Source organism: Chelativorans sp. AA-79 (assembly GCF_029457495.1).
Classification (GTDB): domain Bacteria; phylum Pseudomonadota; class Alphaproteobacteria; order Rhizobiales; family Rhizobiaceae; genus Chelativorans.
On the sequence record NZ_CP120361.1, the window covers coordinates 4,964,661 to 4,988,062 of the forward strand.

Annotated in this window: 15 protein-coding genes and 1 pseudogene; 7 read left to right on the forward strand and 9 right to left on the reverse strand. The window is 64.6% G+C overall.

Annotation, left to right across the window (positions count from 1 at the left end):
• Nucleotides 1-176: 176 nt before the first annotated feature.
• The 3 genes from PVE73_RS24120 to PVE73_RS24130 all read left to right on the forward strand — a co-directional run bounded on the left by PVE73_RS24120 (nucleotide 177) and on the right by PVE73_RS24130 (nucleotide 5,788).
• Entirely contained in the window at nucleotides 177-3,836 is a 3,660-nt protein-coding gene (locus PVE73_RS24120) for a peptidoglycan-binding protein (RefSeq protein WP_277364673.1), read from the forward strand.
• Between the two features lie 243 nt (nucleotides 3,837-4,079).
• Nucleotides 4,080-4,997, forward strand: coding sequence for a sulfite exporter TauE/SafE family protein (locus PVE73_RS24125; protein ID WP_277364674.1), 918 nt, complete (start codon nucleotides 4,080-4,082; stop codon nucleotides 4,995-4,997).
• Nucleotides 4,997-5,788, forward strand: a complete 792-nt coding sequence (locus PVE73_RS24130) for a TIGR02186 family protein (protein ID WP_277364675.1) — start codon at nucleotides 4,997-4,999, stop codon at nucleotides 5,786-5,788. The genes PVE73_RS24125 and PVE73_RS24130 overlap by 1 nt, the downstream gene beginning before the upstream one ends.
• 19 nt (nucleotides 5,789-5,807) lie before the next feature.
• On the opposite strand, the gene pdeM is transcribed toward PVE73_RS24130, so the two are convergent.
• From pdeM to PVE73_RS24145, 3 genes and pseudogenes are all read right to left on the reverse strand, one after another.
• Entirely contained in the window at nucleotides 5,808-6,512 is a 705-nt protein-coding gene (gene pdeM, locus PVE73_RS24135; protein ID WP_277364676.1) for a ligase-associated DNA damage response endonuclease PdeM, read from the reverse strand.
• Complete coding sequence (locus tag PVE73_RS24140) at nucleotides 6,509-9,031, reverse strand: ligase-associated DNA damage response DEXH box helicase (RefSeq protein WP_277364677.1); 2,523 nt, start codon at nucleotides 9,029-9,031, stop codon at nucleotides 6,509-6,511. The genes pdeM and PVE73_RS24140 overlap by 4 nt, the downstream gene beginning before the upstream one ends.
• Before the next feature lie 140 nt (nucleotides 9,032-9,171).
• Nucleotides 9,172-10,138: pseudogene (locus PVE73_RS24145) on the reverse strand (methyltransferase domain-containing protein).
• A gap of 93 nt (nucleotides 10,139-10,231) precedes the next feature.
• Between PVE73_RS24145 and PVE73_RS24150 the strand changes: the two are divergent.
• Both PVE73_RS24150 and PVE73_RS24155 read left to right on the forward strand, forming a co-directional pair.
• The gene (locus PVE73_RS24150) at nucleotides 10,232-11,236 is read left to right on the forward strand and encodes a ligase-associated DNA damage response exonuclease (protein WP_277364678.1); all 1,005 of its coding nucleotides are present in this window, start codon (nucleotides 10,232-10,234) and stop codon (nucleotides 11,234-11,236) included.
• The gene (locus tag PVE73_RS24155; RefSeq protein ID WP_277364679.1) at nucleotides 11,236-12,873 is read left to right on the forward strand and encodes a cisplatin damage response ATP-dependent DNA ligase; all 1,638 of its coding nucleotides are present in this window, start codon (nucleotides 11,236-11,238) and stop codon (nucleotides 12,871-12,873) included. Before PVE73_RS24150 ends, PVE73_RS24155 begins: the two co-directional genes overlap by 1 nt.
• A 36-nt stretch (nucleotides 12,874-12,909) precedes the next feature.
• Here the strand turns inward: PVE73_RS24155 and PVE73_RS24160 are convergent, their stop codons facing one another.
• Entirely contained in the window at nucleotides 12,910-13,926 is a 1,017-nt protein-coding gene (locus PVE73_RS24160; RefSeq protein ID WP_277364680.1) for a hypothetical protein, read from the reverse strand.
• Between the two features lie 142 nt (nucleotides 13,927-14,068).
• Here PVE73_RS24160 and dgcN point away from each other — a divergent pair, with 142 nt between their 5' ends.
• Both dgcN and PVE73_RS24170 read left to right on the forward strand, forming a co-directional pair.
• Nucleotides 14,069-15,067: an N-acetyltransferase DgcN gene (dgcN, locus tag PVE73_RS24165; RefSeq protein ID WP_277364681.1), complete on the forward strand. Its 999-nt coding sequence runs from the start codon at nucleotides 14,069-14,071 to the stop codon at nucleotides 15,065-15,067.
• A gap of 115 nt (nucleotides 15,068-15,182) precedes the next feature.
• A protein-coding gene (locus PVE73_RS24170) for an IS630 family transposase (protein ID WP_277364682.1) occupies nucleotides 15,183-16,129 on the forward strand; the annotation gives its coding sequence in 2 pieces (ribosomal slippage) (nucleotides 15,183-15,519 and nucleotides 15,519-16,129; 948 coding nt in all).
• Nucleotides 16,130-16,135: 6 nt separating this feature from the next.
• Here PVE73_RS24170 and PVE73_RS24175 read toward each other — a convergent pair.
• The 5 genes from PVE73_RS24175 to PVE73_RS24195 form a co-directional block, all read right to left on the reverse strand.
• Nucleotides 16,136-17,770: an ABC transporter ATP-binding protein gene (locus PVE73_RS24175; RefSeq protein WP_277364683.1), complete on the reverse strand. Its 1,635-nt coding sequence runs from the start codon at nucleotides 17,768-17,770 to the stop codon at nucleotides 16,136-16,138.
• 1 nt (nucleotide 17,771) lies between these two features.
• Complete coding sequence (locus tag PVE73_RS24180) at nucleotides 17,772-18,911, reverse strand: ABC transporter permease subunit (protein WP_277364684.1); 1,140 nt, start codon at nucleotides 18,909-18,911, stop codon at nucleotides 17,772-17,774.
• The gene (gene oppB / locus PVE73_RS24185) at nucleotides 18,904-19,827 is read right to left on the reverse strand and encodes an oligopeptide ABC transporter permease OppB (protein WP_277364685.1); all 924 of its coding nucleotides are present in this window, start codon (nucleotides 19,825-19,827) and stop codon (nucleotides 18,904-18,906) included. The genes PVE73_RS24180 and oppB overlap by 8 nt, the downstream gene beginning before the upstream one ends.
• A 60-nt stretch (nucleotides 19,828-19,887) precedes the next feature.
• Entirely contained in the window at nucleotides 19,888-21,492 is a 1,605-nt protein-coding gene (locus tag PVE73_RS24190) for a peptide ABC transporter substrate-binding protein (protein WP_277364686.1), read from the reverse strand.
• A gap of 807 nt (nucleotides 21,493-22,299) precedes the next feature.
• Nucleotides 22,300-23,304, reverse strand: a complete 1,005-nt coding sequence (locus PVE73_RS24195; RefSeq protein WP_277364687.1) for a LacI family DNA-binding transcriptional regulator — start codon at nucleotides 23,302-23,304, stop codon at nucleotides 22,300-22,302.
• Nucleotides 23,305-23,402 lie beyond the last annotated feature (98 nt).

A 23,402-nucleotide genomic window follows, 5' to 3' on the forward strand; every position in this document is an offset into this window, starting at 1 on the left:
GCGGTGTACGGAGAGGCAGAGTTAACGTCTTGTTTACCACGATTGGCGAAAGTCCGCCCATCGGAATGCCGGTGTGCTTCGCGCCGATTCGCGGCGTTCCGGTCGTGGGGGAATTGTCTCGAGGATGCCTGCCTGCAAACAGCAGTGCCAAGCATCGCAGCCCAGGTACCCTGCGCGTGGGCGTTCCAACTGCGGCGACCGACAGCCGCGAAGAAGCGGGCATATTGATGAACAGCAAGCGGTCGTACCTGGAGAATCTCAATACCGGGCGGCAACGCCGGCCCGAACACACGCTCGATGAGATCAGCCGCACGCTGAACCAACTGGAGGACCGGCTGGGACGCGCCCTCGACAAAGACAATCGCCCTGAGGACGAAGAGGACGACATCATACGGCGTATGGAGCGCCTTTCCGACCGTGCCGGTCTCCTGAACCGCCCCGAAATGCCGCCGGCCGGCGCTCCGGAACCATCCCCGCGAGCCAATCTGGAAAGGATCGCACGCGAAATCGAACAATCCCGGCTCCAGGAGGACCAGCTTGCCTCCATCGGCGGCATCGCCGCTGAACTGAAGGCTTTGCGCGAGGATATGCGGGGCGCGGTGAATTCCGGCCCGCGCGGTGAGCCCCAAACGCCGCGCGCGGAACTCGAGCGCACTAAAAGTACCGTGCCCACCCCTTCCGTTCCCGGCGAGCTCAATGTCCAGTTCGAGCGACTTTCCCGTGCGATCGAGCAACTTGCAGAGCAGAGCGACGACAAGAACAGCAAGCTCCTGCGCCTCGATATCGAACAGGTGAAGACAGCCCTCGCCAATGTGGCGCGGGACGATACGGTGCGCGCGCCGGAAGGCCGTGCGCGTGGCGCCGACCCCGCAATGGAGCGGCTTGCCGTGCGGATCGAGGAGATCGCCGCAGCAGTCAACAGCCTGCCGGATTCCCTATCGCTGCATTCGCTGGAACAATCGGTGCGCACGCTCGCGATCGCGCTCGACAGGTTCGCAGAGCGGAGCGACAGGAATGGGCCCGATCTCTACGCCATGGTGGAAGAGCGTCTCGACGAAATCTCGCGCGCCATCACGGCCTCCGCCGCCCTCGCGCACACGCCGGCCTTCGATGCAAGCCAGTTCGAGCGGATCGAAGCGCGCATCGCCTCCCTCGCCGGCCAGCTGGACGAACTGGTCCAGAACAGGCCGGAGGGCCTGATCGTTGAACGGCTCGGCGCTCTTTCGGAGCAAGTGGACGAGATCGCGCGCCGCATCGATACGCCGGAACACGCGATGGACCACATGAACGGTCTTGCCGCGCAGATCAGTGAAAAGCTGAATGCGGCGCCTCAGGAGCGCCAAGCCGACCGGTTTTTCCGCGGCCTTGAAGACAGGTTCGCGCATTTTTCCGAGCTGGTCGCGCGGCGGGCGCAGGAAGCACTCCAGCAGGAGCGCGGGCACTTCCACGATCTCGAGCGTCGACTGGAGAATATCGCGGAACGGTTCGACCGCAGAACCGGCATCCATGATGCCGAAAGCGAGCTGATGGCAGCACTCGACGACCGCTTCGCGGGATTGGCGGCCCAGCTCGGCGGTTCGCACCATGCGGCAAGAGACGAGAGCGCCTTCCACGCGCTCGAAGCGCGGCTCGACGATATTGCCCAACGGCTCCAGAGCTCGGCTTCGGCAGTACCGGTCGATTCCGAGGTGATCCGCAATCTCGAAAAGCAGGTGGCGAGCCTTGCCGAGCACCTGTCGCAACCCGGCCGCGAATTCCCCCCGTTCGAGGATATGAATCCTCGCCTGGAAAAGATCGAACGCACCATCGAGGAAAACCGCGCCGCGGTTCTGGAGGCCGCCCGCCATGCCGCCGAGGAGGTGGCCGAGCGCCTTGCGACCGGCCACACGCACGCGGTCGATGACCACCTGAGGGCGGAGCTGGAGAAGCTGCAGACGCTTACGCGGAAGTCCGACGAGCGCAACACGAAGACCTTCGAGGCCATTCACGACACGCTCATCAAGATCGTCGACCGCCTGAGCTCCCTCGAGGAGGGCACAGAGAGACGCGCCGCGCTGCCCGTCCCTTCGCAGGAGTTGCCGGCACATCTGGCGGAGAAGGGCGAAACACCCCCCATCGACCTGCCCGAGTCATCGCGCACGCCCTCGGAAGCCGCCACGGCGGCCGCTGAAGCGGCGCTTCGGGAAAACGACGATCAGGAGGCGAATCAGGAGCCGCGCAAGCTGCTCGCCGGCCTTTCACGAGCCTTCTCGGCACGACGCAACAGCCAAGGAGCTCCGCGCGAGGAGCCGGTTCTCTCAACCGAAGAACTGGAGATCGGCGCCTTTCAGGCGAACGAGCCCCTCGAGCCGGGATCGGGTGTCCCCGACATCCATTCCATCATTCGGCGCGTACGCGAGCAGCAGGAAGCGCGCGAACGCCCGGCGGAGGAAACCGGAAAGGCCGATTTCATCGCCGCCGCGCGCCGGGCGGCCCAGGCCGCCGCAGAAGCGGAGACAGAAGGCGCCAACCAGCCGCGGAAAAAGAGTCGCAAACAGGAGGGCGTGCTGCGCCGGCGCCGCAAGCAGCTCCTGCTGACCATGGCGGCTGCCGTTCTGATCGCTGGAGGGGTCTATGTCGGAGGCAGCTTCATCCAGAAGCCGGAGGACGTAATGCTGCTCGGCAAGAACAGCGCGAGCGAGGGCGAAACGGAGACGCTCACGCAATCGGCCGCGGCCGATCTGGATCCGGTGCAGACTCGGACGACTCCCGAACCGGCGGAGACACCGTCTCAGCCGGATGATGAGGAGACGGCATCCGCGCTCCCCGAGCCCCCGGAGGTTACGCAGATCGACGCCGATCGCAGCGCGCATGAGGACGACACTACCGCCGGGCAGACATCGGAGCAGACCGCCCCTGCGCTGCCGGCAGAGCTTCCAAGCAACCCCGAAGCGACACAGACTCCTCAAGCGGAACCGGCGCCCGCCGTTGCCGCCGAGCTGCCCGCGATTCCTCCGGAAATCGGGCCTTCGGCCCTGCGGGAAGCAGCCGCCGACGGCAAGGCGGATGCTCTTTACGAGATCGCCAGCCGCTTCGCGGAAGGCCGCGGGGTCGCCGCCGATATGACCAAGGCGGCTCAATGGTACGAGCTTGCCGCCGAAAAGGGGCTGGCGCCCGCGCAATACCGCATCGGCAATCTCTACGAAAAGGGCATCGGCGTGGAGCGCAACTTCGCCGAGGCGAAGACATGGTACCAGCGCGCCGCCGAACAGGGCAATGCCAGCGCCATGCACAATCTGGGTGTGCTCTTCGCCATGGGCGCGGACGGCTCTCCGGACAACACCTCCGCCGCGCGCTGGTTCCAGGAGGCGGCTGATCTCGGCGTGACCGACAGCCAGTTCAATCTCGGCATCCTCGCCACGAAGGGCGTGGGCATACCCGTCGACCTCGTCGAAGCCTACAAATGGTTCGACATCGTCGCCCGGACGGGCGACGACGACGCTGCGGCCAAACGCGATGAGATCGCCAAGACGATGGCGCCTGCGGATCTGGCCCAGGCGCAGGGCAAGGCGAAGCTCTGGACCGCGCGGCAACCCAAGCCTGCGGCCAATTCGGTCACGATTCCCGCAGAGTGGCAGCAGGGTCAGGAGATCACGGCCGGCGTGGACATGAAGAAGGCGATCTCCAACGTGCAGCTCATCCTCAACAACGCGGGCTTCGAAGCCGGCCCGGCCGACGGCGTGATGGGGGAGAAGACGCGTGCCGCGATCCGTGCTTTCCAGCGGCAGAACGGCATGGCCGAAACGGGCGAGATCGACGAATCGCTCGTTCGAGCCCTTCTGAAGCAGAACGGCTAAAGTCAGTTGCCCATGCCCATCCGGCGGGCCGTTTCGCACCTCGACCGCCACCGCGCAATCGCGCGGTAACCATGTGACCGGTTTCCACCGTCCGCTGCCCCATTTCCTGCGAGTTTTCAAGGTTTTCTGGTCAGCGCGTTTGACTTCGCCGCATTGTGGGCGCAAGAACGAACTGATCGACTGATCATGCGTGGCGGTTCCGCCATGTGCCGGGTGCACAGCTAAATTTCTTGGTGTGACGGGGTGGGCATCTATCTCCCGATTGCGGAAATGTCCGTCAACATGGTGGTGCTACTTTCCATGGGCGCCGCCGTGGGTTTCCTTTCGGGCATGTTCGGCGTGGGCGGCGGCTTTCTCATCACGCCGCTCCTGATCTTCTACAACGTACCGCCGGCGATCGCCGTCGCCACGGGTGCCAACCAAGTCATCGCCTCCTCCTTCTCCGGTGCGCTCGCCCACTTCAAGCGCGGCACGCTCGACGTGAAGCTCGGCACCGTCCTGCTCGCTGGCGGCCTCGCGGGCTCGAGCATGGGTATCTATGTCTTCGCCTATCTGCGCAGCCTGGGCCAGCTCGACCTCATGGTCTCGCTCCTCTATGTGGTGCTGCTCGGCTCGGTCGGCGGACTGATGCTGGTGGAAAGCGTGCGGGCCATCCGGCGCGCACGCGGCGGCCAGGCGGCTTCGTTGCGCCGGCCCGGCCAGCACAACTGGATCCATCGGCTGCCGCTCAAGATGCGCTTCCGCGCCTCGAAACTCTTCGTCAGCGTGATCCCGGTGCTGGGCATCGGCGTCATAATCGGCTTTCTTGCCTCAGTGATGGGCGTCGGCGGCGGCTTTATCATGGTGCCGGCGCTCATCTATCTCCTGAAGGTGCCGACAAATGTGGTCGTCGGCACCTCGCTGTTCCAGATCATCTTCGTGGCCGCCTACACGACGGTCGTGCACGCCACCGCGAACCAGACGGTCGACGTCGTGCTCGCTTTCCTGCTCATGGTGGGCGGAGTGGCTGGCGCCCAATATGGCGCACGGGTCGGGCAGAGGCTCCGCGGCGAGCAGCTTCGGGCGCTGCTGGCGCTTCTGGTGCTCGCGGTGGCGCTCAGGCTCGCCTTCGACCTTTTTGTGCGGCCGGCCAGCGTCTACTCGCTCGCGGGAGCGGTTTGATGCTCCTGCCACGGCTCGCCCTCCTCGCCGCACTCTCTTTGGCCACGATTGGCCAGGGGGCGGCGCAGCAGGAGGAAGTGCCACCCGAAGGGATTCAGATTGGGCTCTCCACAGACAGCGTGGCCATAACGTCGGATTTCGCGGGAACCAATCTCACGATTTTCGGGGCGCTCGACAACGCCGACCCGCTGGTGAGCCGGCAGGGACGATACGACGTCATCGTGGTGCTCGAGGGCCCGCCACGCACAACCGTCGTGCGCAAGAAGACGCGGGTGCTCGGCATGTGGATCAACACCGATTCGGTGGTGTTCAAGGACGTGCCGGCCTCCTATTCCGTCGCCATGACGCGTCAGCCGCAAGACATCACCGATCCAGGCAGCTACGGCAGGCTGGCTTTGCGAGTGGACAACATCCACCTGCAACCGCTCGATGCCGACGGCAACCCGCGGACGATCGAGGAATTCGCCGCGGCACTGGTGGAGCGCAAGGAGGCGGCGGACCTCTATGTGGAGAATGTGGGGGGCGTGCAGTTCCTCTCGCGCACTCTCTTCCGCGCAACGCTCTACCTGGCGCCGCACGTGCCGGTCGGCACACACAATGCGCGCGCCTTCCTCTTCCGCAACGGCGTGTTCCTGCGCGAGACGTCGGCACCACTTACAATCCGCAAGGCCGGCATGGAGCAGCGCATCTTCGAGTTCGCGCACCGGCAGAGCCTTCTCTACGGCCTCTCCGCCGTGCTGCTCGCCATTGCGACCGGCTGGCTGGGCAGGCTCGTGTTCAGGAGGGACTGAGGCGGACGGGCTTTCCGAGCTACGCTGGCCTCAGCAAAGCACCGGCGATCGGATAGACACGGTCGCGGCCCAGCATGTAAGCCGTAAGCGCCTCGCGGCGAAACAGCCCGGCAAAGGCGCGGTCGAGCACGTTGAGCGATCCCGTGAGACTGCCGAAAGCGGGCATGACCATGCGCAGGCCGTCGCAGGCGAAGCAGGCGCGGCGGACGGAGCGGCCGCGCTGCACGATGCGCGCGCCGGGGTGGAGATGGCCGGCGATCTCACCTTCTTCGCCTTGCGTCGGCTCGTGGCGGAAGACGAGGCCGCCGAGCGCCAGCTCGTTCACCCAATCGCCGGGCAGACCTTTTGGCGGAACGGGATCGTGATTGCCAGCGATCCAGTACCAGTCGCGCCCCGCCATCAGGCCGAGCAAATGGTCGCGGAAGGCCTCGGGCATGCGGCCGGAGCCGCCCGCATCGTGAAAACTGTCGCCCAGGCTGATGACGGCAGAGGGCTGCCAGCGCGCGATGATAGCGGAGAGGCGGCGGAGCGTGGCGAGCGTGTCATAGGGCGGCAGGAAGCTGCCGCGCCGGGCATAGGAGGAGCCTTTCTCCAGATGCAGGTCCGAGACGACGAGCAGCCGGTCAGCGGGGAGATAGAGCGCGCCCGAGCGGTCGCAAACGGCGCGCTCGCCGGCGACCGCGATCTCCACCGCCTCCCATGAAACCCGCTCCACGATATTCATACGCTGCCCATGGCCTCCTCGATCAGGCTTTCGGCGGCCTCGCCCAGCAGGGATTCGTTCGCGCTGCCTGCTACCGACTCCCTGCCGATCTCCAGCATCACCGGCACGGCGAGCGGCGAAATCCGCTCCAGATCCTTATGCATGATTCGGCCGTGGATGCGCGACAGCATCTCGGCGAGCCGCCCGATATCAAGCAGGCCCGTGGCGGCATCCTTCCACGTGGCTTGAAGCAGGACGTGGTCGGGCTCATGGGCGCGCAAGACATCGTAAATGAGGTCGGCGGAGACCGTAATCTGACGCCCGGTCTTCTCCTTGCCGGGATGGTTGCGCTCCACCAGCCCCGAGATGACCGCGCAGTTTCGGAACGTGCGCTTCAACAGCCAGCTGTCCGCCAGCCAGCTTTCCAGATCATCACCGAGCATGTCCTCCTCGAAGAGGCGGGCCAGCGACAGCTCGCCACGGCGGATCATTCGCCCCATATCCTCGAGTGCCCAGACGGCGAGTGAGTAATCCGTCGCCACAAACCCCAGTGGACGCGCGCCGAGGCGCTCCAGCCTTCTTGTGAGCAGCATGCCCAGCGTCTGATGCGCCAGCCTGCCCTCGAAGGGATAAGTCACCAGATAATGGCGGTCGCCGCGCGGAAAGGTCTCGACGAGAAGATCTTCCCTGCGGGGCAGAGCGGACTTCTCCTGCTGGATGCGCAGCCAGTCCGAAACCTGGTCGGGAAGCGTTTTCCACCGCGCGGGGTCGGCGAGCATCGCACGCACCTCGCCGGCGAGATAGGTGGAGAGCGGAAATTTGCCGCCGGCATAGGAGGGCACCATCGCGTCGCTGCCAGCGGCATTGCTCACGAAAGCCTCGTTCTCGCGGATGCCTTCGAAACGCAGAGTCCTTCCGGAGAAGATAAAGGTGTCCCCCGGCGCCAGCGTTTCGAGGAAATATTCCTCCACATGGCCGAGGAGCAGCCCGCCACGGACACCGCCGCCCGCACCCTGCCGGCGCGTAAGCCGCACATTGAGCATCGGCGCCTCGACGATGGTGCCGACGTTGAGGCGGTACTGTTGCGCCACACTGGGATGGGAGATGCGCCAGCGGCCGTCCTTCATGCGGCGGATCCTGGCGTAGCGCTCATAGGTCTTCAGCGCATAGCCGCCCGTGGCGACGAACTCGACCACGCGGGTGAAGGTGGCGCGGTGCAGTTCGGCATAGGGCGCAGCACTCCGCACCTCCTCATAGAACGCATCCTCGTCGAAAGGGCTTGCGCAGGCGCGGCCCCACACGTGCTGCGCCAATACATCGAGTGAACCCTCACCCAAGGGCGGCGTATCCTGCGCGCCCAGATAGTTGGCTTCGAGGGCCGCCCGGCACTCCATCACCTCGAAACGATTTGCCGGCACGAGGATCGCCTGGCTCGGCTCGTCCATGCGGTGATTGGAACGGCCGATGCGCTGGGCGAGCCGGCTCGCGCCCTTCGGCGCGCCCACATGGACGACGAGGTCCACGTCGCCCCAGTCTATACCGAGATCGAGTGTCGAGGTGGCGACGATGGCGCGCAGGCTGTTCGTCTCCATCGCCTTCTCGACTTTGCGCCGCTGCGCCACATCGAGCGAGCCATGGTGGAGCGCGATCGGCAGGTTCTCCTCGTTGATGTGCCAGAGCTCGCGGAAAAGGAGCTCCGCCTGGCTGCGTGTGTTGACGAAGAGCAGGGTGGTCCTATGACGCTTGATGGCCTGATAGATCGCGGGAATGGCATAACGCGCCGAATGCCCGGACCAGGGGACGCGTTCCTCCGTCTCCAGAATGGCGATCTCCGGCTTGGCACCGCCCGCCACCGTCACGATATCGGCCATCGCGCCCGGAAGGTTCTGATCCACGAGCCATCGACGCAGGCCGTCCGGGTCCGCAACGGTGGCCGAAAGGCCGATGCCGATGGTGCCGGGCGCCAGCCGCCGAAGCCGCGCCAGGCCCAGCGACAGGAGATGGCCGCGTTTGGAGGTGACGAGCGAGTGCAGTTCGTCCAGCACGACATATTGCAAGCCGGCAAAGAAGCGCTCCGCGTCCGCCGAGGCGATCAGCAGGGCGAGCTGCTCGGGGGTGGTGAGCAGAATATCCGGCGGGGCGTATTTCTGACGCTGGCGCTTGTGGGCGGGCGTGTCGCCCGTTCGGGTCTCGATGCGGATGGGAAGTCCGATCTCCTCCACCGGCTTCGTCAGGTTGCGCTGAATGTCGACGGCGAGCGCCTTGAGGGGGGAGATGTAGAGCGTGTGGATTCCGCGATGGGCTTCGCCCGGCTTGCGTTTCGGCCCTTCGGCAAGATCCGTAAGGGAGGGGAGAAAGCCGGCCAGCGTCTTGCCCGCGCCTGTGGGAGCGATCAGGAGCACCGAGCGGCCCACACGCGTACGGCCCAGAAGTTCAAGCTGGTGCGGACGCGGCGACCATCCGCGCGCGTCGAACCACTCGCGGAACAACGCGGGCAGAAGGGTGGCGCGGTCGCCGGCGGTGATATCCGTCTGTTCCAAGATGGCTAGAACTAATGCAGAACAGAGCGACGGCCAAGTGGGGGCCTTCCTTTTCTATTGCATCAGGCCGGCTCCCTTTCGCGCACCTCCCTGGCCTGCCGGCCAGAGAGGGGGCGAAAGGTAACCAGCCTTCCGTATTTCTACTGCAACTCGGTCCGCTCGGCTGCTTCGTCAGGCATCATCATATCCCCCGCCACCACAGAAGCTCCCCTCCTCACCGCCACCACGATCAGGCCCTGCACCGGCTCGCCGCGATCCATGCGGATCGTGGCCGCTTCGAAGAAGGCAATATCGAAACCGGCGGCAGCGAGCAGTGCACGGATATGGGCGGACGAATGGGCGTAGCGGCGCGAGGGGCGCAGCACCATCTCCTCCGGCCCGTCATGGCTTTCGACCGAGAAGGCGAAGACGGCCCCCGGCTGCAGGCTCGCGGCAACCATTTCGAAGACGCGGGCAAGCGCGCCGAGATACATGAAGACGTCGGCAGCCATGACGAGATCGGCCTCGCGCGGGAGGGCGCCGAGCTTCAGGAGGTCTTCGCGCCGGAGCCTGTCGTAGATGCGCTTGGCCTCGGCGCGCTTCAACATCTCGCCCGAAATATCCATGCCTTCCAGGAAGCTCGCCGCGGCCCTTAGCCGCTCGCCCATGAGGCCAGTGCCACAGCCGAGGTCGACCGCATGGGCGAAGCGCTCGCGTGCCAGCTTCTGCAGCGCGTCCCACAGCAGTTCGGGCACGCGGTAGGCAAGCTTTTCGACGAGGGCCCCGTCAAATGCATCCGCGTATTGGTCGTTCCACAAAGGCGCTGGGGGCAGCCTCAAGGCCGGAAAGGGCACCGTGGAGTTCCAGCTTTAGCGCGGCACCCAAGCGATCTTCGGGATCGAGGCGGAGCGCGTTGCGCCAAGCCTCCACGGCGGCGGCGAGCTCACCTGCCTCCGCCAGCATTTCGCCATGGCGAAAATGGCCGGCCACCCATCCGGGGACAAGCGCGAGGGCTTCCGCCATCAAGTCTGTGGCGGCTTTGTGGTCGCCGGTTGAAAACAGCATCTCTGCATAATCGGCGCGTCGGTCGGCAAGCAGGTTGCCCGAAGAGAATGAAAGGGGGATCATCGAACAGTTCCGGCGCGAGCGCGCGCTTATGATGGAGAAACACGGGATTTGCAAGCGTCTTCCGCTCGACGGAAAAACACCTATCTTCAACCTATGGCGCAACTTCTCCGCTCCCGGCCCGAGGGCCTCTGCTGTCCCGAGGGAAACTTCTTCATCGACCCCGTGCGGCCGGTCGAGCGTGCGTTGATCACGCACGGCCATTCGGACCATGCGCGGGCGGGCCACGGCGCGGTGCTCGCCACGCGGGAAACGCTGGACATCATGGAACTGCGCTACGGCCCCGGCTTCGCGGGCTCCGTCCAGGAGGTGCAGCTTGGCGAGAGGATCACCATCGACGGCGTCGAGGTGACCTTCCACCCCGCCGGCCACGTGCTGGGCTCCGCACAGATCTGCGTGGAGGGGGGCGGCACACGCATCGTGGCATCGGGCGACTATAAGCGCAGCCCCGATCCCACTTGTGCCTCTTTCGAGCCCATCCCCTGCGACATCTTCATCACCGAGGCGACCTTTGCCTTGCCGGTCTTCACCCATCCGGACGCCTCGCACGAGATCGCACAACTGCTGAAATCGGTGCGGCAGTTTCCCGAGCGCACGCATATCGTCGGCGCCTATACGCTGGGTAAGGCGCAGAGAGTGATCGCGCTCCTTCGCGATGCCGGCTACAACGATACCATCTTCATCCATGGCGCGTTGGTGAAGCTCTGCGATTATTACGAGAGCGCCGGCGTCCCGCTCGGCATACTGCAGCCGGCGACGGTGGAAGAGCGCGGGGCGGCCCCGCCGGCGGGCGCCATCGTCGTGGCGCCGCCGGCGGCCATCGACGACCGCTGGTCACGCCGCTTCGCCGATCCGCTCGCCTGCTTCGCATCCGGCTGGATGCGCATCCGCCAGCGGGTGCGCCAGCGCGGTGTCGAATTGCCGCTCATCATCTCCGACCATGCGGACTGGGAGGAGCTGACGCAGACGATCCGTGAGACGGGCGCTGGCGAGGTGTGGGCGACGCATGGGCGCGAAGAGGCACTGGTGCGCTGGTGCGAGCTGAACGGCATCGCCGCCAAGCCGCTGCACATCGCCGGCTACGAAGACGAGGCCGAATAATGGAGCGCTTCGCGGAGCTTCTCGATCGGCTGGTGCTGACGCCGTCGCGTAACGGCAAACTGCGGCTTCTAACCGACTATTTCGAGACCGTTTCCGACCCCGACCGTGGATTTGGGCTGGCGGCGCTCACTGGCGGCATCGGCTTCCCGGCGGTGAAGCCCGCGATGCTGCGTGCGCTGGTGATGGAACGGGTGGACCCGGTGCTCTTCGGCTATTCCTACGATTATGTAGGCGACCTCGCCGAGACCGTCTCGCTCATCTGGCCCGCCGGCGAGAACAAGGAAGCGGAGACGCCAGCCCTTTCTGAGGTGGTCGAGAGGCTGGCGCAGGCGAGCCGCTCCGACGCGCCGGCGGTCGTGGCGCGCGTCCTCGACGAGCTTTCGCCTTCCGGGCGTTTCGCGGCGATCAAGCTTGCGACAGGGGGTTTGCGCGTCGGCGTCTCCGCCCGGCTCACCAAGCAGGCGCTGGCCGAATTCGGCCAGGTGGACGTGCAGGAGATCGAGGAGCTCTGGCACGGGCTCTGGCCGCCTTATACCGCGCTTTTCGCCTGGCTCGAGAAGCGCGGGCCGAAGCCGGAGAACGCGGCCAAGGCGCCGTTCCGGCCCGTGATGCTGGCGCATGCAATGGAGGAGACGGATTTCGCCGGCCTCACGCCCGCGGACTATGCCGCCGAATGGAAGTGGGACGGCATTCGCGTGCAGGCCGTGGCCGAAGGCGGCGTGAGGAAGCTCTATTCGCGCACGGGCGACGAGATCTCCAACACCTTTCCGGATCTCGCCGAAGCCATGGATTTCGATGCGGCACTGGACGGCGAGCTTCTGGTAGGTGATCCGCGGGAACGGACCGGCACCTTCTCCGACCTGCAGCAACGGCTGAACCGGAAGGCCGTGTCGCAGAAAATGCTGCGGGATTATCCGGTCTTCATGCGCTGCTACGACATCCTCGCCCTCGGCGGCCGCGACACGCGCGCCTTGCCCTATGAAGGGCGGCGAGCGCTGCTGCAGGAGTTCCTGCGGCACCTGCTGGCCGACCGGTTCGACGTTTCGCCGACAATCCCCTTCGAGACCTGGCAGGAACTCGACGTGAAGCGAATGAATCCGCCGCATCCCATCATAGAAGGGCTGATGCTGAAGCGGAAGGACTCCCACTATCTGCCGGGCCGACCAAAGGGCCCCTGGTTCAAATGGAAACGCGATCCTTTCACCGTGGATGCCGTGCTGATGTATGCCCAGCGGGGCCATGGCAAGCGATCGAGCTTCTATTCCGACTATACATTCGGCGTCTGGGCAGGACCGGAGGAGGATCCGATGCTGGTGCCCGTGGGAAAGGCCTATTTCGGCTTTACCGACGAGGAACTGAAGCAGATCGACAAATATGTGCGCGACAACACGGTCGAGCGTTTCGGCCCCGTGCGCGCCGTCAGGGCCGATCGCAATCACGGCCTTGTGATCGAGGTCGCCTTCGAAGGCCTTGCGCGCTCCACGCGCCACAAATCGGGCATTGCCATGCGATTCCCGCGCGTCTCGCGCCTCCGATGGGACAAGCCCTCGGGCGAGGCCGACCGCATCGAGACGCTTGAAGCCCTTCTGGAGGAACAAGCCAGAGCCAGCCGGACACGGAGTGAGGAAAGCGCATAGCGCAGCGCGAAATCTCCGGCCGTCGCCCGGCCATCGCTACTCCGCTATGCTCACCCGCAGCGAAAACACATCGAGCAGGCGACCCTGGCCAGCGACGTCCGGCGCGATCGAAATCCTTCCGCCGCCCGTCGGCTGCCGGTCCGGCAACTGGATTTCAAAAAGGTATTCGGAAGGCGCGTCACCCACTTCGTAACGTGTACGCCCGCATCCGCCAAGCGCCGCGAAATCGCAGGAAATCGAGATTTGCGTTTCCCCCTCGCTCGCGCGTGCGTTGAGGCTGAAGACGGCGCGCCCTCCCGCAAGCTGCTCAAGCACGCCCTGCCCGACGTCGAAGGTCACCGCGCCATCCGGATCCCGTGCCCCGATCCTCAGAAAGGACTCGCCGGCTTCGCTCATTGCTTCCGCGCTCGCGCCTGCAGCGGTGCTGGCCGTCGTGGGGTCGGTAGGCGAGAACACGGTTATCCAATCACGATCCGACGCGGCGCCTTCGGCCATGGGCGGCGGCGTGCCGGCAATCTCGCCGCCAGCCCCCACGCCACCCTGTTCCGCCGGCCTGGGAATCCCGCCGACAATCCACCACAGGCCGAGTCCGATCACGGCAACCAGAGCCAGGATTGCAACAAGCAACGCGATCGGCCGTCGCCGCCGCGCAGCCACGGGTCTGCGAACCTCGCCCAAGGGGGAATAGTCGGGTGTCGGCTCATCACGGAGCTGGAGGCGCTCCGCGCGCTCGATGCGCGGCATGAAATCGGGTTCGCGTCGCTCCGGAACCACTTCCTCTGCGGAGGAGGGGGAAGGCTCTCCAGGCGGAGGGGGCGTGGGCGCGGAAGGCTGCGGGGCTTCGCGGGGGATATATTCCCGCTCGATTTCGATGATCGCGGCTTTGATCTGCTCGCGGCGCTGCTGGACCTCTTCTGCGGCCAAGTCCGGGCGCGCCTGCATCGAACGCTCGAGGGCGGCAAATGCTTGCCGATAGACCTTCTCGCGGAACGCCCGGTCATTCGCGTCGCCCTTCTGCAGGGCGCTTCTGATCGCCTTCTTTACCGCGTCCAAACCGGGCCCCCCGTTTCGTCGTAACCCATCGTTAACCTTACCCGCCTGCGCAATCAACGGGATTGCACGACTGCGCACCGAAAGCTTCCTTGACAGAACGGGCGGCTCCCGGCAGCAATCGCGGCACAAAAGGAGAGATGCGATGCTGAAGACCCCGTACCTTCTGTTCCTCGGCGACGCGGCGGACCAGCTTGCCGCCAAGGTGGCTCAAGGTATCAAGGATTGGCGGCCGGAATTCTGCGTAGGCCAGCTGCGGCTGCCCGGCTGCAAGGCCGATCTCGGTTTGCCCGAGATGACGGTGGAGGAGGCACGGGCAGCCGGCGCGCAGACCATGGTGGTGGGTGCGGCCAATCGCGGCGGCGTCATCTCGTCAAGCTGGCTGTCCACGCTCACCGCCGCGGCGGAAGCGGGCATGGACATCGCCGCGGGCCTTCACAACCGGCTGACAGCCCTTCCCCATCTTGTCCAGGCCGCCGAACGCGCGGGCACAACGCTTTTCGACGTGCGCGTGCCGCAGCACGACTATCCGATCGCCGACGGCAGGAAACGCAGCGGCAGGCGCTGCCTCGCCGTCGGCACGGATTGCTCGGTGGGCAAGATGTACACGGCACTCGCCATGGAGCGAGAGATGCGCACGCGCGGCATGAAAGCCACCTTCCGGGCCACAGGCCAGACAGGCATCCTGATCACCGGTTCGGGCATTCCGCTCGACGCCGTGGTGGCGGACTTCATGGCGGGCGCAGTCGAGTGGCTGACGCCCGACAATGAAGCCGGCCACTGGGACCTGATCGAAGGCCAGGGCAGCCTGTTCCATCCTTCCTTCTCCGGCGTCACGATGGCGCTAGTCCACGGCGGTCAGCCGGATGCACTGGTGCTCTGCCATGAGCCGACGCGCACCCATATGCGCGGCCTGCCGCATTACAAGCTGCCCTCGCTCGAGGCGCTGCAGGAACTTGCACTGGAGACCGCGCGCATCGTGAACCCGGACGTCCGCGTGGCCGGAATCTCGGTCAACACCGCGGCGCTTTCCGACACTGAAGCAGAGACGTGTCTGCGGGAGATCGAAGACCGTGTGGGCCTGCCCACGACCGACCCGTTCCGCCATGGCGCTGGCCGTCTGGTGGACACACTTGAGGTGTAGTCTTTCGGGCAGGGCGCCCGCTTAGAGCGGTTCAGGTTGTGTCTGAATCGGAGGGGATTCCGATTTCGGAGGTTTTGTGATTCAAGATGCTGGCTGGAGTGGAGGCCAGCATGGGATGACGCGACCTCTTTCGAATGATCTGCGTGAACGTGTTGTTGGGGCGGTCGAGGCCGGCGAGAGCTGCCGGTCGGTGGCGGCTCGTTTCGGCGTTGCCGTCTCGTCGGCGGTGAAGTGGTCTCAGCGCTACCGTGCGAGCGGGTCTGTGGCGCCGGGCAAGATGGGCGGGCACCGCAAGCGCGTGCTGGAGCCGCACCGTGCCTTCATCGCCGAGCGGATCAGCCAGACGCCGCATCTGTCGCTGCACAAGCTGAAGGAAGAGCTGGCGGCGCGCGGCGTGAAGGTGTCGCACGATACGGTGTGGCGGTTCCTGCGCCGCGAGGGGCTTCGGTTCAAAAAACGCTGTTCGCCCTTGAGCAGGCTCGTGCCGACATCGCCCGCCGGCGGCAACGCTGGCGTTCTTGGCAGTCCGGTCTCGATCCGACACGGCTGGTGTTCATCGACGAGACCTGGATCAAGACCAACATGGCGCCGCTGCGGGGCTGGGGACCACGCGGCAAGCGCCTGCGCGGCTTTGCCCCGCACGGCCACTGGCGCACGCTGACCTTCCTCGGCGCTTTGCGCCATGACCGGCTGACGGCGCCTTGCGTCTTCGATGGACCGATCAACGGCCAGTGCTTCCGCGCCTATGTCGAGCAGCAGCTCGTGCCGGTGCTTGAACCGGGCGACATCGTCGTCATGGACAATCTCGGCTCGCACAAGTCGGCCGCCGTCCGGCAGATGATCAAAGCCGCCGGCGCAAGGCTCTGGTACCTGCCGCCTTATTCCCCAGACCTTAACCCCATCGAGCAGGCTTTCGCCAAGATCAAGCACTGGATGCGCGCGGCCCAAAAAGTGAACCATGAGGAGACATGGCGTCATATCGGCGGCCTCGTCTCCTCAATCCAGCCCAGTGAATGCAGCAACTACTTCGTCAATGCAGGATACGCTTCCGCCAAAACCTGAAAGGCTCTAGGCGGGGACCACCGCCTGCCGTTCCAACACCTCCCTGAGATGGAAGGCCGCCTGCATCAAGGCACGGGTGTAATCGCTTGAAGGTTGCCGGAAGACCTCTTCCGTCGGCCCCTCCTCCACCACGCGGCCCGACTTCATCACGATCGTGTAGTCGGCGAGCGCGCGCACGACCGCAAGGTCGTGGCTGATGAAGATGTAGGAAAGGCCGTGGCTCTGCTGGATGCGGCGGAGCAGCGTGATGATCTGCTTCTGCACGGAGCGGTCGAGCGCGGAGGTCGGCTCGTCGAGCACGATGACTGTGGGCTTCAGCACCACAGCGCGCGCGATGGCGATGCGCTGGCGCTGGCCGCCCGAGAATTCATGCGGGAAGCGGTTGCGCGTAGCGGGATCGAGCCCGACCTCCTTCAGCGCCTCCGTTGCAGCATCTTCACGTTCGCGTGCCGTAAGCTGAGGCTCGTGGACCAAGAGCCCCTCCGTGATGATCTCGCCTACCGTCATGCGCGGACTCAAGCTGCCGTAAGGATCCTGAAAGACCATCTGCAGGTTCTTCCGATAGGGCCGCATGCCCCCGCGATCGAGACCCTGGATCGGCGTGCTCTGATAGACGACCCGCCCTTCCGAAGGCAGGAGCTGCAGCAAGGCGCGGCCGAGCGTGGATTTGCCGGAACCCGACTCGCCCACGATGCCGATCGTTTGTCCCGCCCGCAGCGACAGCGTCACATCCTGCACGGCCTTGAGCTCGAATTTGTTGCGCGAGAAGAAGCCGCTGCCGGAGGAAAAAGTGACCGAGACCTTGTTCGCGTCGAGCAGGACGGGTGTCCCCTCCGGGACCGGAGGCTTGGAGCCTTCCGGCTCGGCCGCAAGCAGCATCTTGGTGTAGGCCTTGGCGGGGCGCTGCAAGATGGCCTCCGTAGCGCCTTCCTCCACCACCTCCCCTTTCTGCATCACATAGACGCGATCGGCGAAAGCTTCGACGATGGTGAGGTCATGGGTGATGAAGAGGATCGCCATGCCGAGCTTCTTCTGTAGTTCGGCCAACAGCCGCAGGATTTCCGCCTGGATCGTCACGTCGAGCGCGGTGGTCGGCTCGTCGGCGATCAGAAGGTCCGGGTCATTGGCCAGCGCCATGGCGATCATGACGCGCTGGCGCTGCCCGCCCGAAAGCTCGTGCGGATAGGATTTGAGGCGGCGCTCGGGATCGGGGATGTGCACCAGCTTCAGAAGCTCCAGCGCTCTCTTGCGCGCAGCCGAAGTCGACAGACCGCCATGCACGATGATGGGTTCGCAGATCTGCCGCTCAATCGTGTAGAGCGGGTCGAGCGATGTCATCGGCTCCTGGAAGATCATGGTGATTTTGGCACCGCGGATGCGATTGAGCCTTTCGCGGGAGAGGCCGATCAGCTCCTGCCCGCGATAGGCGACCGACCCTTCTGCCCGCCCGTTGGAGGCGAGCAGTCCCATCGCCGCCATCATGATCTGGCTCTTGCCGGATCCCGATTCGCCCACCACGGCAACGGTCTCCCCGGCATTCACATGCATGTCTACGCCGCGCACGGCCTCGACTGGGCCGTCCGGCGTATCGAAGGTTACACGGATGTCGCGGATGTCGAAAATGCGTTCGCTCCTGCTCATGTCAGCGATCCTTCGGGTCGAGCGCGTCGCGCAGGCCGTCTCCCAGGAAGTTCAGGGTGAACAGGAGCAGCGTCAGCGCCAGCGATGGGTAAAGCAGCATGTAAGGTGCCGCGCGCATGTTGCGCGCACCCTCGGAGATCAGCACGCCGAGGCTCGTCAACGGCTCCTGAACGCCGAGGCCGAGGAAGGACAGAAAGCTTTCAAGCAGGATCACCTTCGGGATGAGCAGCGTCATGTAGATGATCACAGGCCCGAGCGTGTTGGGAATGATGTGACGGCGCAGGATGCCGCCCGAGCTCACGCCCAGCGCCTCCGCCGCCTGCACGAATTCGCGTCTGCGAAGCGATATGGTCTGGCCGCGCACGATGCGCGCCATGTCGAGCCACTCGACCGCGCCGACGGCGATGAACATGAGCACGACGTTGCGGCCGAAGAAGACCACCAGCAGGATGGCGAAGAAGGTGAAGGGCAGCGCGTAGAGGATGTCGACCACGCGCATCATCATGTTGTCGACCCGGCCGCCGAGGAAGCCCGCCGTTGCTCCGTAGATCACGCCGATGATCAGCGCCACGCCGGTGGCGAGCGCCCCGATCATCAGCGATATCCGGATCGAGATCAGGATACGGGCGAAGAGATCGCGGCCGTTGCCGTCCGTGCCGAAGATGAAGCGCAAGCGGTCGACATTGGCCTCCATCACGACAGAGCGGCCGTCGGCGCTCGTTTCGGTGATGCGGGCGTTCGAGAAGATGTCCGAGCGGTCGAGATAGCGCGTCACGCGCGGATCGATCTCGCGTTCGGAAGACGCCTCCACGCGCAGCGTATTCCCATCGACCACGACCGAATTGATATCGAGCCGCGTGCGGGCAAGCACGCTCTCCGCCTGAGGGATGAGATCGTCTTCACTCGGATAGGCTTCGAGACTTGCCGGCACCCGCACATAGTTTGGATAGACAGTGGAATAGTGGTGCGGGGCCAGCATCGGCCCGAAGATGCCCGCGAGGATGAAGACGCAGAGGATGACGAGACTCGCCATGGCCGCCTTGTTGCGGCGCAGCCGCATCAGCGCGGTGGCCCAGAGTGAGCGGCCTGCTACCGGCTTGCCGGCGGCGAGTTCCGGTGTGTTGGTTGCAACATCAGTCATAGCGCACCCTCGGATCCAAAGCGGCGTAGAGGAGATCCACGATCAGGTTGAAGACGACCACGAAGACCGCGACGATGATCACCGTGCCCATCACCAGCGTGTAGTCACGGTTGAGCGCGCCCTGCACGAAATAGCGGCCGATGCCGGGAAGGCCAAAGATGGTTTCCACCACGACGGAACCGGTGAGCAGCGCGGCCGCGGCCGGGCCGAGATAGGAGACCACCGGCAGGCAGGCCGCGCGCAGCGCGTGCACGATCACGACCATCCTGGCCGGCAGCCCGTAGGCGCGGGCGGTGCGCACATGGTCGGACCGCAGCGCCTCGATCATGGAGCCGCGGATCAGGCGGGCGATAATGGCGACCTGCGGCAGAGCGAGCGTGATGACGGGAAGCGTCATATTGGCCAACCCGCCGCCGTTCCAGCCACCCGCCGGAAGCAGGCTGAGCCAGACGCCGAAGATCAGCGAAAGCAGCGGGGCCACGACGAAGTTCGGAACGGTGATGCCGAAGGTGGCAACCCCGGTCACGGCGTAATCGACCCAGGAGTTCTGGCGCAGAGCGGCGATCGTGCCCAGCACGGAGCCGACAAACAGCGCCAGCAGCAGCGCCGACGCGCCGAGCTGGATCGAGATCGGCAGACCGCTGCCCAGGAGCTGCTGAACGGAAAAGTCGCGGTAGATGAAGCTCGGCCCGAGATCGCCACGCGCGAGATTGCCGAGATAATAGAGATACTGCTCCCACAGGGGGCGGTCGAGATGGAACACGCGGTTCAGGTTTTCGAGCACCTTTGCTTCCAGGGCGCGCTCGCGGTCGAACGGGCCGCCGGGCGCGATGCGCATCAGGAAGAAGGAAAGCGTGATGATGATAAATAGCGTCGGGATCGCCCCGAAAAGGCGCCGCAAAACATAGCCAAACATCGGCTCGTCACTCTCGCTGTTGCCCGGGGCCGCACACGGTACGGCCCCGGGACGCAGGAATTATTCGGAGATGCTCATCCAGCGCGAGGCGTGAGCATTCTGAAGATTGTCTTCCCAGCCCTTCAGCCTGGGCGAGACGAGCGAGAGGGAGGAATAATAAAGCATCGAAATGACGGCTGCGTCTTCCACGAGCAGGGCTTCCGCCTGGCGAAGGATCTCGGCGCGTTTCTCGATATCGCCTTCCGCGGCCGCCTGGTCCATCAGCTTGTCGTATTCCGGGTTGTCGTACTTGGAATAGTTGAAGCCGGTGTTGTCGCTCTCCCAGAGGAACAGGAAATTCTGCGGGTCGGAATAATCACCGATCCAGCCGGCGCGCGCCACTTCGTAGTCGTCGCTGTCGCGCAGGTGCGAGTAGTGTGCCGAGCCGTCGCGAACGTTGAACGTCACGTTCACGCCGAGCGGCTTCCACATGTCGGCGATGGCGGTCGCCGTGTTCTTGTGGTTCTCACCGGCACTGTAGGAAATTTCCAGCTCCAGCGGATTGTCGGGACCGTAGCCGGCCTCCTTCATGAGCGCGATCGCCTGGTCTTCCTTGTCGAGCGGGTCGAGGTCGGCCCATTCCACCTCGGGGCCGCCGCCCGGATAGTTGCCGATGCCCGGCGGCACGAAGGTGTAGGCGGGAAGCATGGCGCCCGACCAAATCTCGTCGGCGATGAATTCGCGGTCAACCATCATGGAGAGCGCCTGGCGAACCCGCGCGTCCTTGAGCTTCTCCGTCTTATTGTTGAGCGCGTAATAATAGGTGCCGAGATAGGGGACCACGTGCACCTGATCACCCAGCCGCTCCTTCAGTGACTGAAGCTGCTCGGCCGGAAGGTCGGAACAGCTCAGCACCTCACCCGCCTCGAAGCGGCGCACGCAGGTAGCGCGCTCCTCGAAGGGGATGAACTCGACGCGATCGATCGCCACCTTGTCCGCTTCGCGGAATTCGGGGTTCTTCTCAAGCACCACCTTGTCGTTAGGCACAAAGGAGACGAGCTTGTAAGGGCCGTTGGTGACCATGTTCTCCGGCTTCACGAAATCAGAGCCGTGTTCCTCCACGCTCGCCTCGTGAACCGGGTAGCTCGTCTGGTGGGTGAGAAGCTGCAGGAAATAAGGGGTCGGCTGCTCGAGCGTGATCTCCAGCGTCTTGTCGTCCACGGCATGTACGCCCAACTCGCCCGGCTCCATCTCGCCCTTGTTTATCTTCTCCGCATTCTTGATGGGATAGAGCATGTTGGCGTATTTCGCGCCGGTCTCCGGATTCATGATCCGCTGGTAGGAGAAGACGAAATCCTCGGCGGTCACCGGATCGCCGTTCGACCAGGTTGCGTCGTCGCGGATCTTGAACGTCCAGGTCAGGCCGTCATCGGACGTCTCCCAGCTCTCGGCGGCGCCGGGGATAACCTCCGCTTTCGCGCTGTAGATCACAAGGCCCTCATAGAGGTCGCGCAGTATGTTGGCCTCCGCGATCGTCGAGGTCTTGTGCTGGTCGAGCGTCTCGGGGTTGGCATCGTTGCCGCGGACATAGATGACCTGGGCGAGTGCAGTGCTCGCGCCGGCGAAAACGCCGGCCATCACCAAAGCGCCGGCCATGAGCGGCCGGATTCCTGCCATTCTCAACATAGTTGGACTCCCATCACTCTTCGCGTTCATGCGTTTTTGTTGCTTTGCTGCGAACGCGCCTTCGGCTGCTTGCTGCCATCCCCTCCGTCAGCGTGGAGACGCCGACCATGCGGCGCCTGAGCATACGTGGTTTGCAGAAAGAGATCGCCATCCGGCGCTGCGGCAGGGGAGTTGCGGGAAGGAGCTGTTGCTTTCGCCACTTTCGTCGGTCGAAAACGCCGATTGCATGCCCTTCTTTTCCCCTCCGGCTTGTTGGTGTTCGCCCGCTGCACGGCACAGGCCGTACGCACGGGCAACCCGATTGAAGGTCCGATTAGGCATAGAAATGACGCGTACGTCAAATGGATTTAAAGCCGCTGCAAAGGTAGCAAGGAGAAGTCTGGAAAACGCCCATCCGCGAAACAATATTGCGCGGCCTCCCCCCGCCGAGCAAAAACGTCAAACATGGACCCAGACCGCTTCTGCGAAAGTTGGTGCGAGCGAAAATGGCAGTGTCCGTCGTCCGGGCCGGCCTCAGCCCGCAGGCGTTCTCTTGCTGCGCTTGGCTCTTCCGCGATCTCCTGTAGGATCAAATCGCGCTCGCATGCACGCCCAAGTGCAACCAAATTCGCCGGAGGCCTTTCTCGCGATCTGATCGGCTGATTGGCGCTTTATAACGTCCATTGCCACCGACCGGCATGTTTGCATTGTCCGCATACCGAACTGGGCGCCTGGGTGTCTCCCCGCCGCCGTCACTGACAGGGTCGGCTTTCGTTGACAAACCTAAGCTGTGCAGCGCGACGTAGCAGTGGCCCGCGATCCCGGGCCTCAGATTGCTGGTCCGGTCGTTCTTCGGATGATCAGTTCGCAGGGAAGAAGGACATTCTGGCTATCTCTTCCTTCGCCGCCCAGCGCAGCTTCGAGCAAGTCCATGGTCGCTTCTGCGATTCGGACGACATCCTGGCGCACGGTGGTCAGCTCGATCCCGGTCCATGCGGCCATGGCGATGTCGTCAAAGCCTACGATCGATACATCGCCCGGCACCCTGAGTCCCAGTTCTCCGCGCAAGGCGAACAGGCCACCGATCGCAAGCCGGTCGTTCGCGAAAAATATGCCGTCGGGCGCGCGATCCATGACCGCCTTCGCCGCCTCCACCCCTGCTTCGTGGAGATACTCCCGACCTCCACCAACGGCGCACAGCGTCATGCCCAATTCGGCGACCCGTTGGGTGAACGCGGCCTCGCGCTCGGTGCTGGTCGGAGTGCCTTTCGGTCCGCCGACGAAGGCAACGCGTCGGTGGCCGAGCTCGTAAAAATGATCTGCGATCATTCTCGAGCTTTCGATGTTGTCGCAGCGGACACTGCCGATCTGCGCGTCGGGAATGTTCCGGTTGACCAGGATGACCGAGCGGCCGTCTTCCGCCCACTCGGCGACTGCCGCATGTGAGATGCGGCCGGAAATGACGACGACGTTCCTTACATTGTACTGCCGCAGGACATCGAGCTGGTCGGCCCCGTCGGCGCCGGCGGGCAAGTTGAAAAGCAGCGGGTGAAGTCCAACGGCCTGCATGCGCGACGATAGCTGGTCGAGAAGATCGAGATAGAGCGGGCTCTGGATATCCGCGGTCACCAATCCGACGATATCGGACGTGTGCTTCGACAGGATTCTCGCGATCGCATTCGGCCGGTAGCCGAGCTGGCGCGCGGCTGCGATGACTTTCGCCCGCGTTTCCGGCGAAACGCTGTCCTGTTTCGAGAACGTGCGAGAGATCGTCGATTGGCTGACACCGATCATCTTCGCCAATTGCCGGGACGTCAGCGGTTTCTTTTCCATTATCGTGCCTCTTCCCACTCGCCCTCACCGCAAATTTCAAGACACCGCGAAGCATACCCCTGTCAATTGCGGGCCTTGCGCTTGACCCTGGTATGTGC

Coding starts and splice junctions, on each gene's coding strand:
- PVE73_RS24150 (WP_277364678.1), top strand. CDS start 10,232: ATGGCGCAACTTCTCCGCTCCCGGCCCGAGGGCCTCTGCTGTCCCGAG.
- pdeM (WP_277364676.1), bottom strand. CDS start 6,512: ATGAATATCGTGGAGCGGGTTTCATGGGAGGCGGTGGAGATCGCGGTC.
- PVE73_RS24190 (WP_277364686.1), bottom strand. CDS start 21,492: ATGTTGAGAATGGCAGGAATCCGGCCGCTCATGGCCGGCGCTTTGGTG.
- PVE73_RS24180 (WP_277364684.1), bottom strand. CDS start 18,911: ATGACTGATGTTGCAACCAACACACCGGAACTCGCCGCCGGCAAGCCG.
- PVE73_RS24175 (WP_277364683.1), bottom strand. CDS start 17,770: ATGAGCAGGAGCGAACGCATTTTCGACATCCGCGACATCCGTGTAACC.
- oppB (WP_277364685.1), bottom strand. CDS start 19,827: ATGTTTGGCTATGTTTTGCGGCGCCTTTTCGGGGCGATCCCGACGCTA.
- dgcN (WP_277364681.1), top strand. CDS start 14,069: ATGCTGAAGACCCCGTACCTTCTGTTCCTCGGCGACGCGGCGGACCAG.
- PVE73_RS24155 (WP_277364679.1), top strand. CDS start 11,236: ATGGAGCGCTTCGCGGAGCTTCTCGATCGGCTGGTGCTGACGCCGTCG.
- PVE73_RS24195 (WP_277364687.1), bottom strand. CDS start 23,304: ATGGAAAAGAAACCGCTGACGTCCCGGCAATTGGCGAAGATGATCGGT.
- PVE73_RS24130 (WP_277364675.1), top strand. CDS start 4,997: ATGCTCCTGCCACGGCTCGCCCTCCTCGCCGCACTCTCTTTGGCCACG.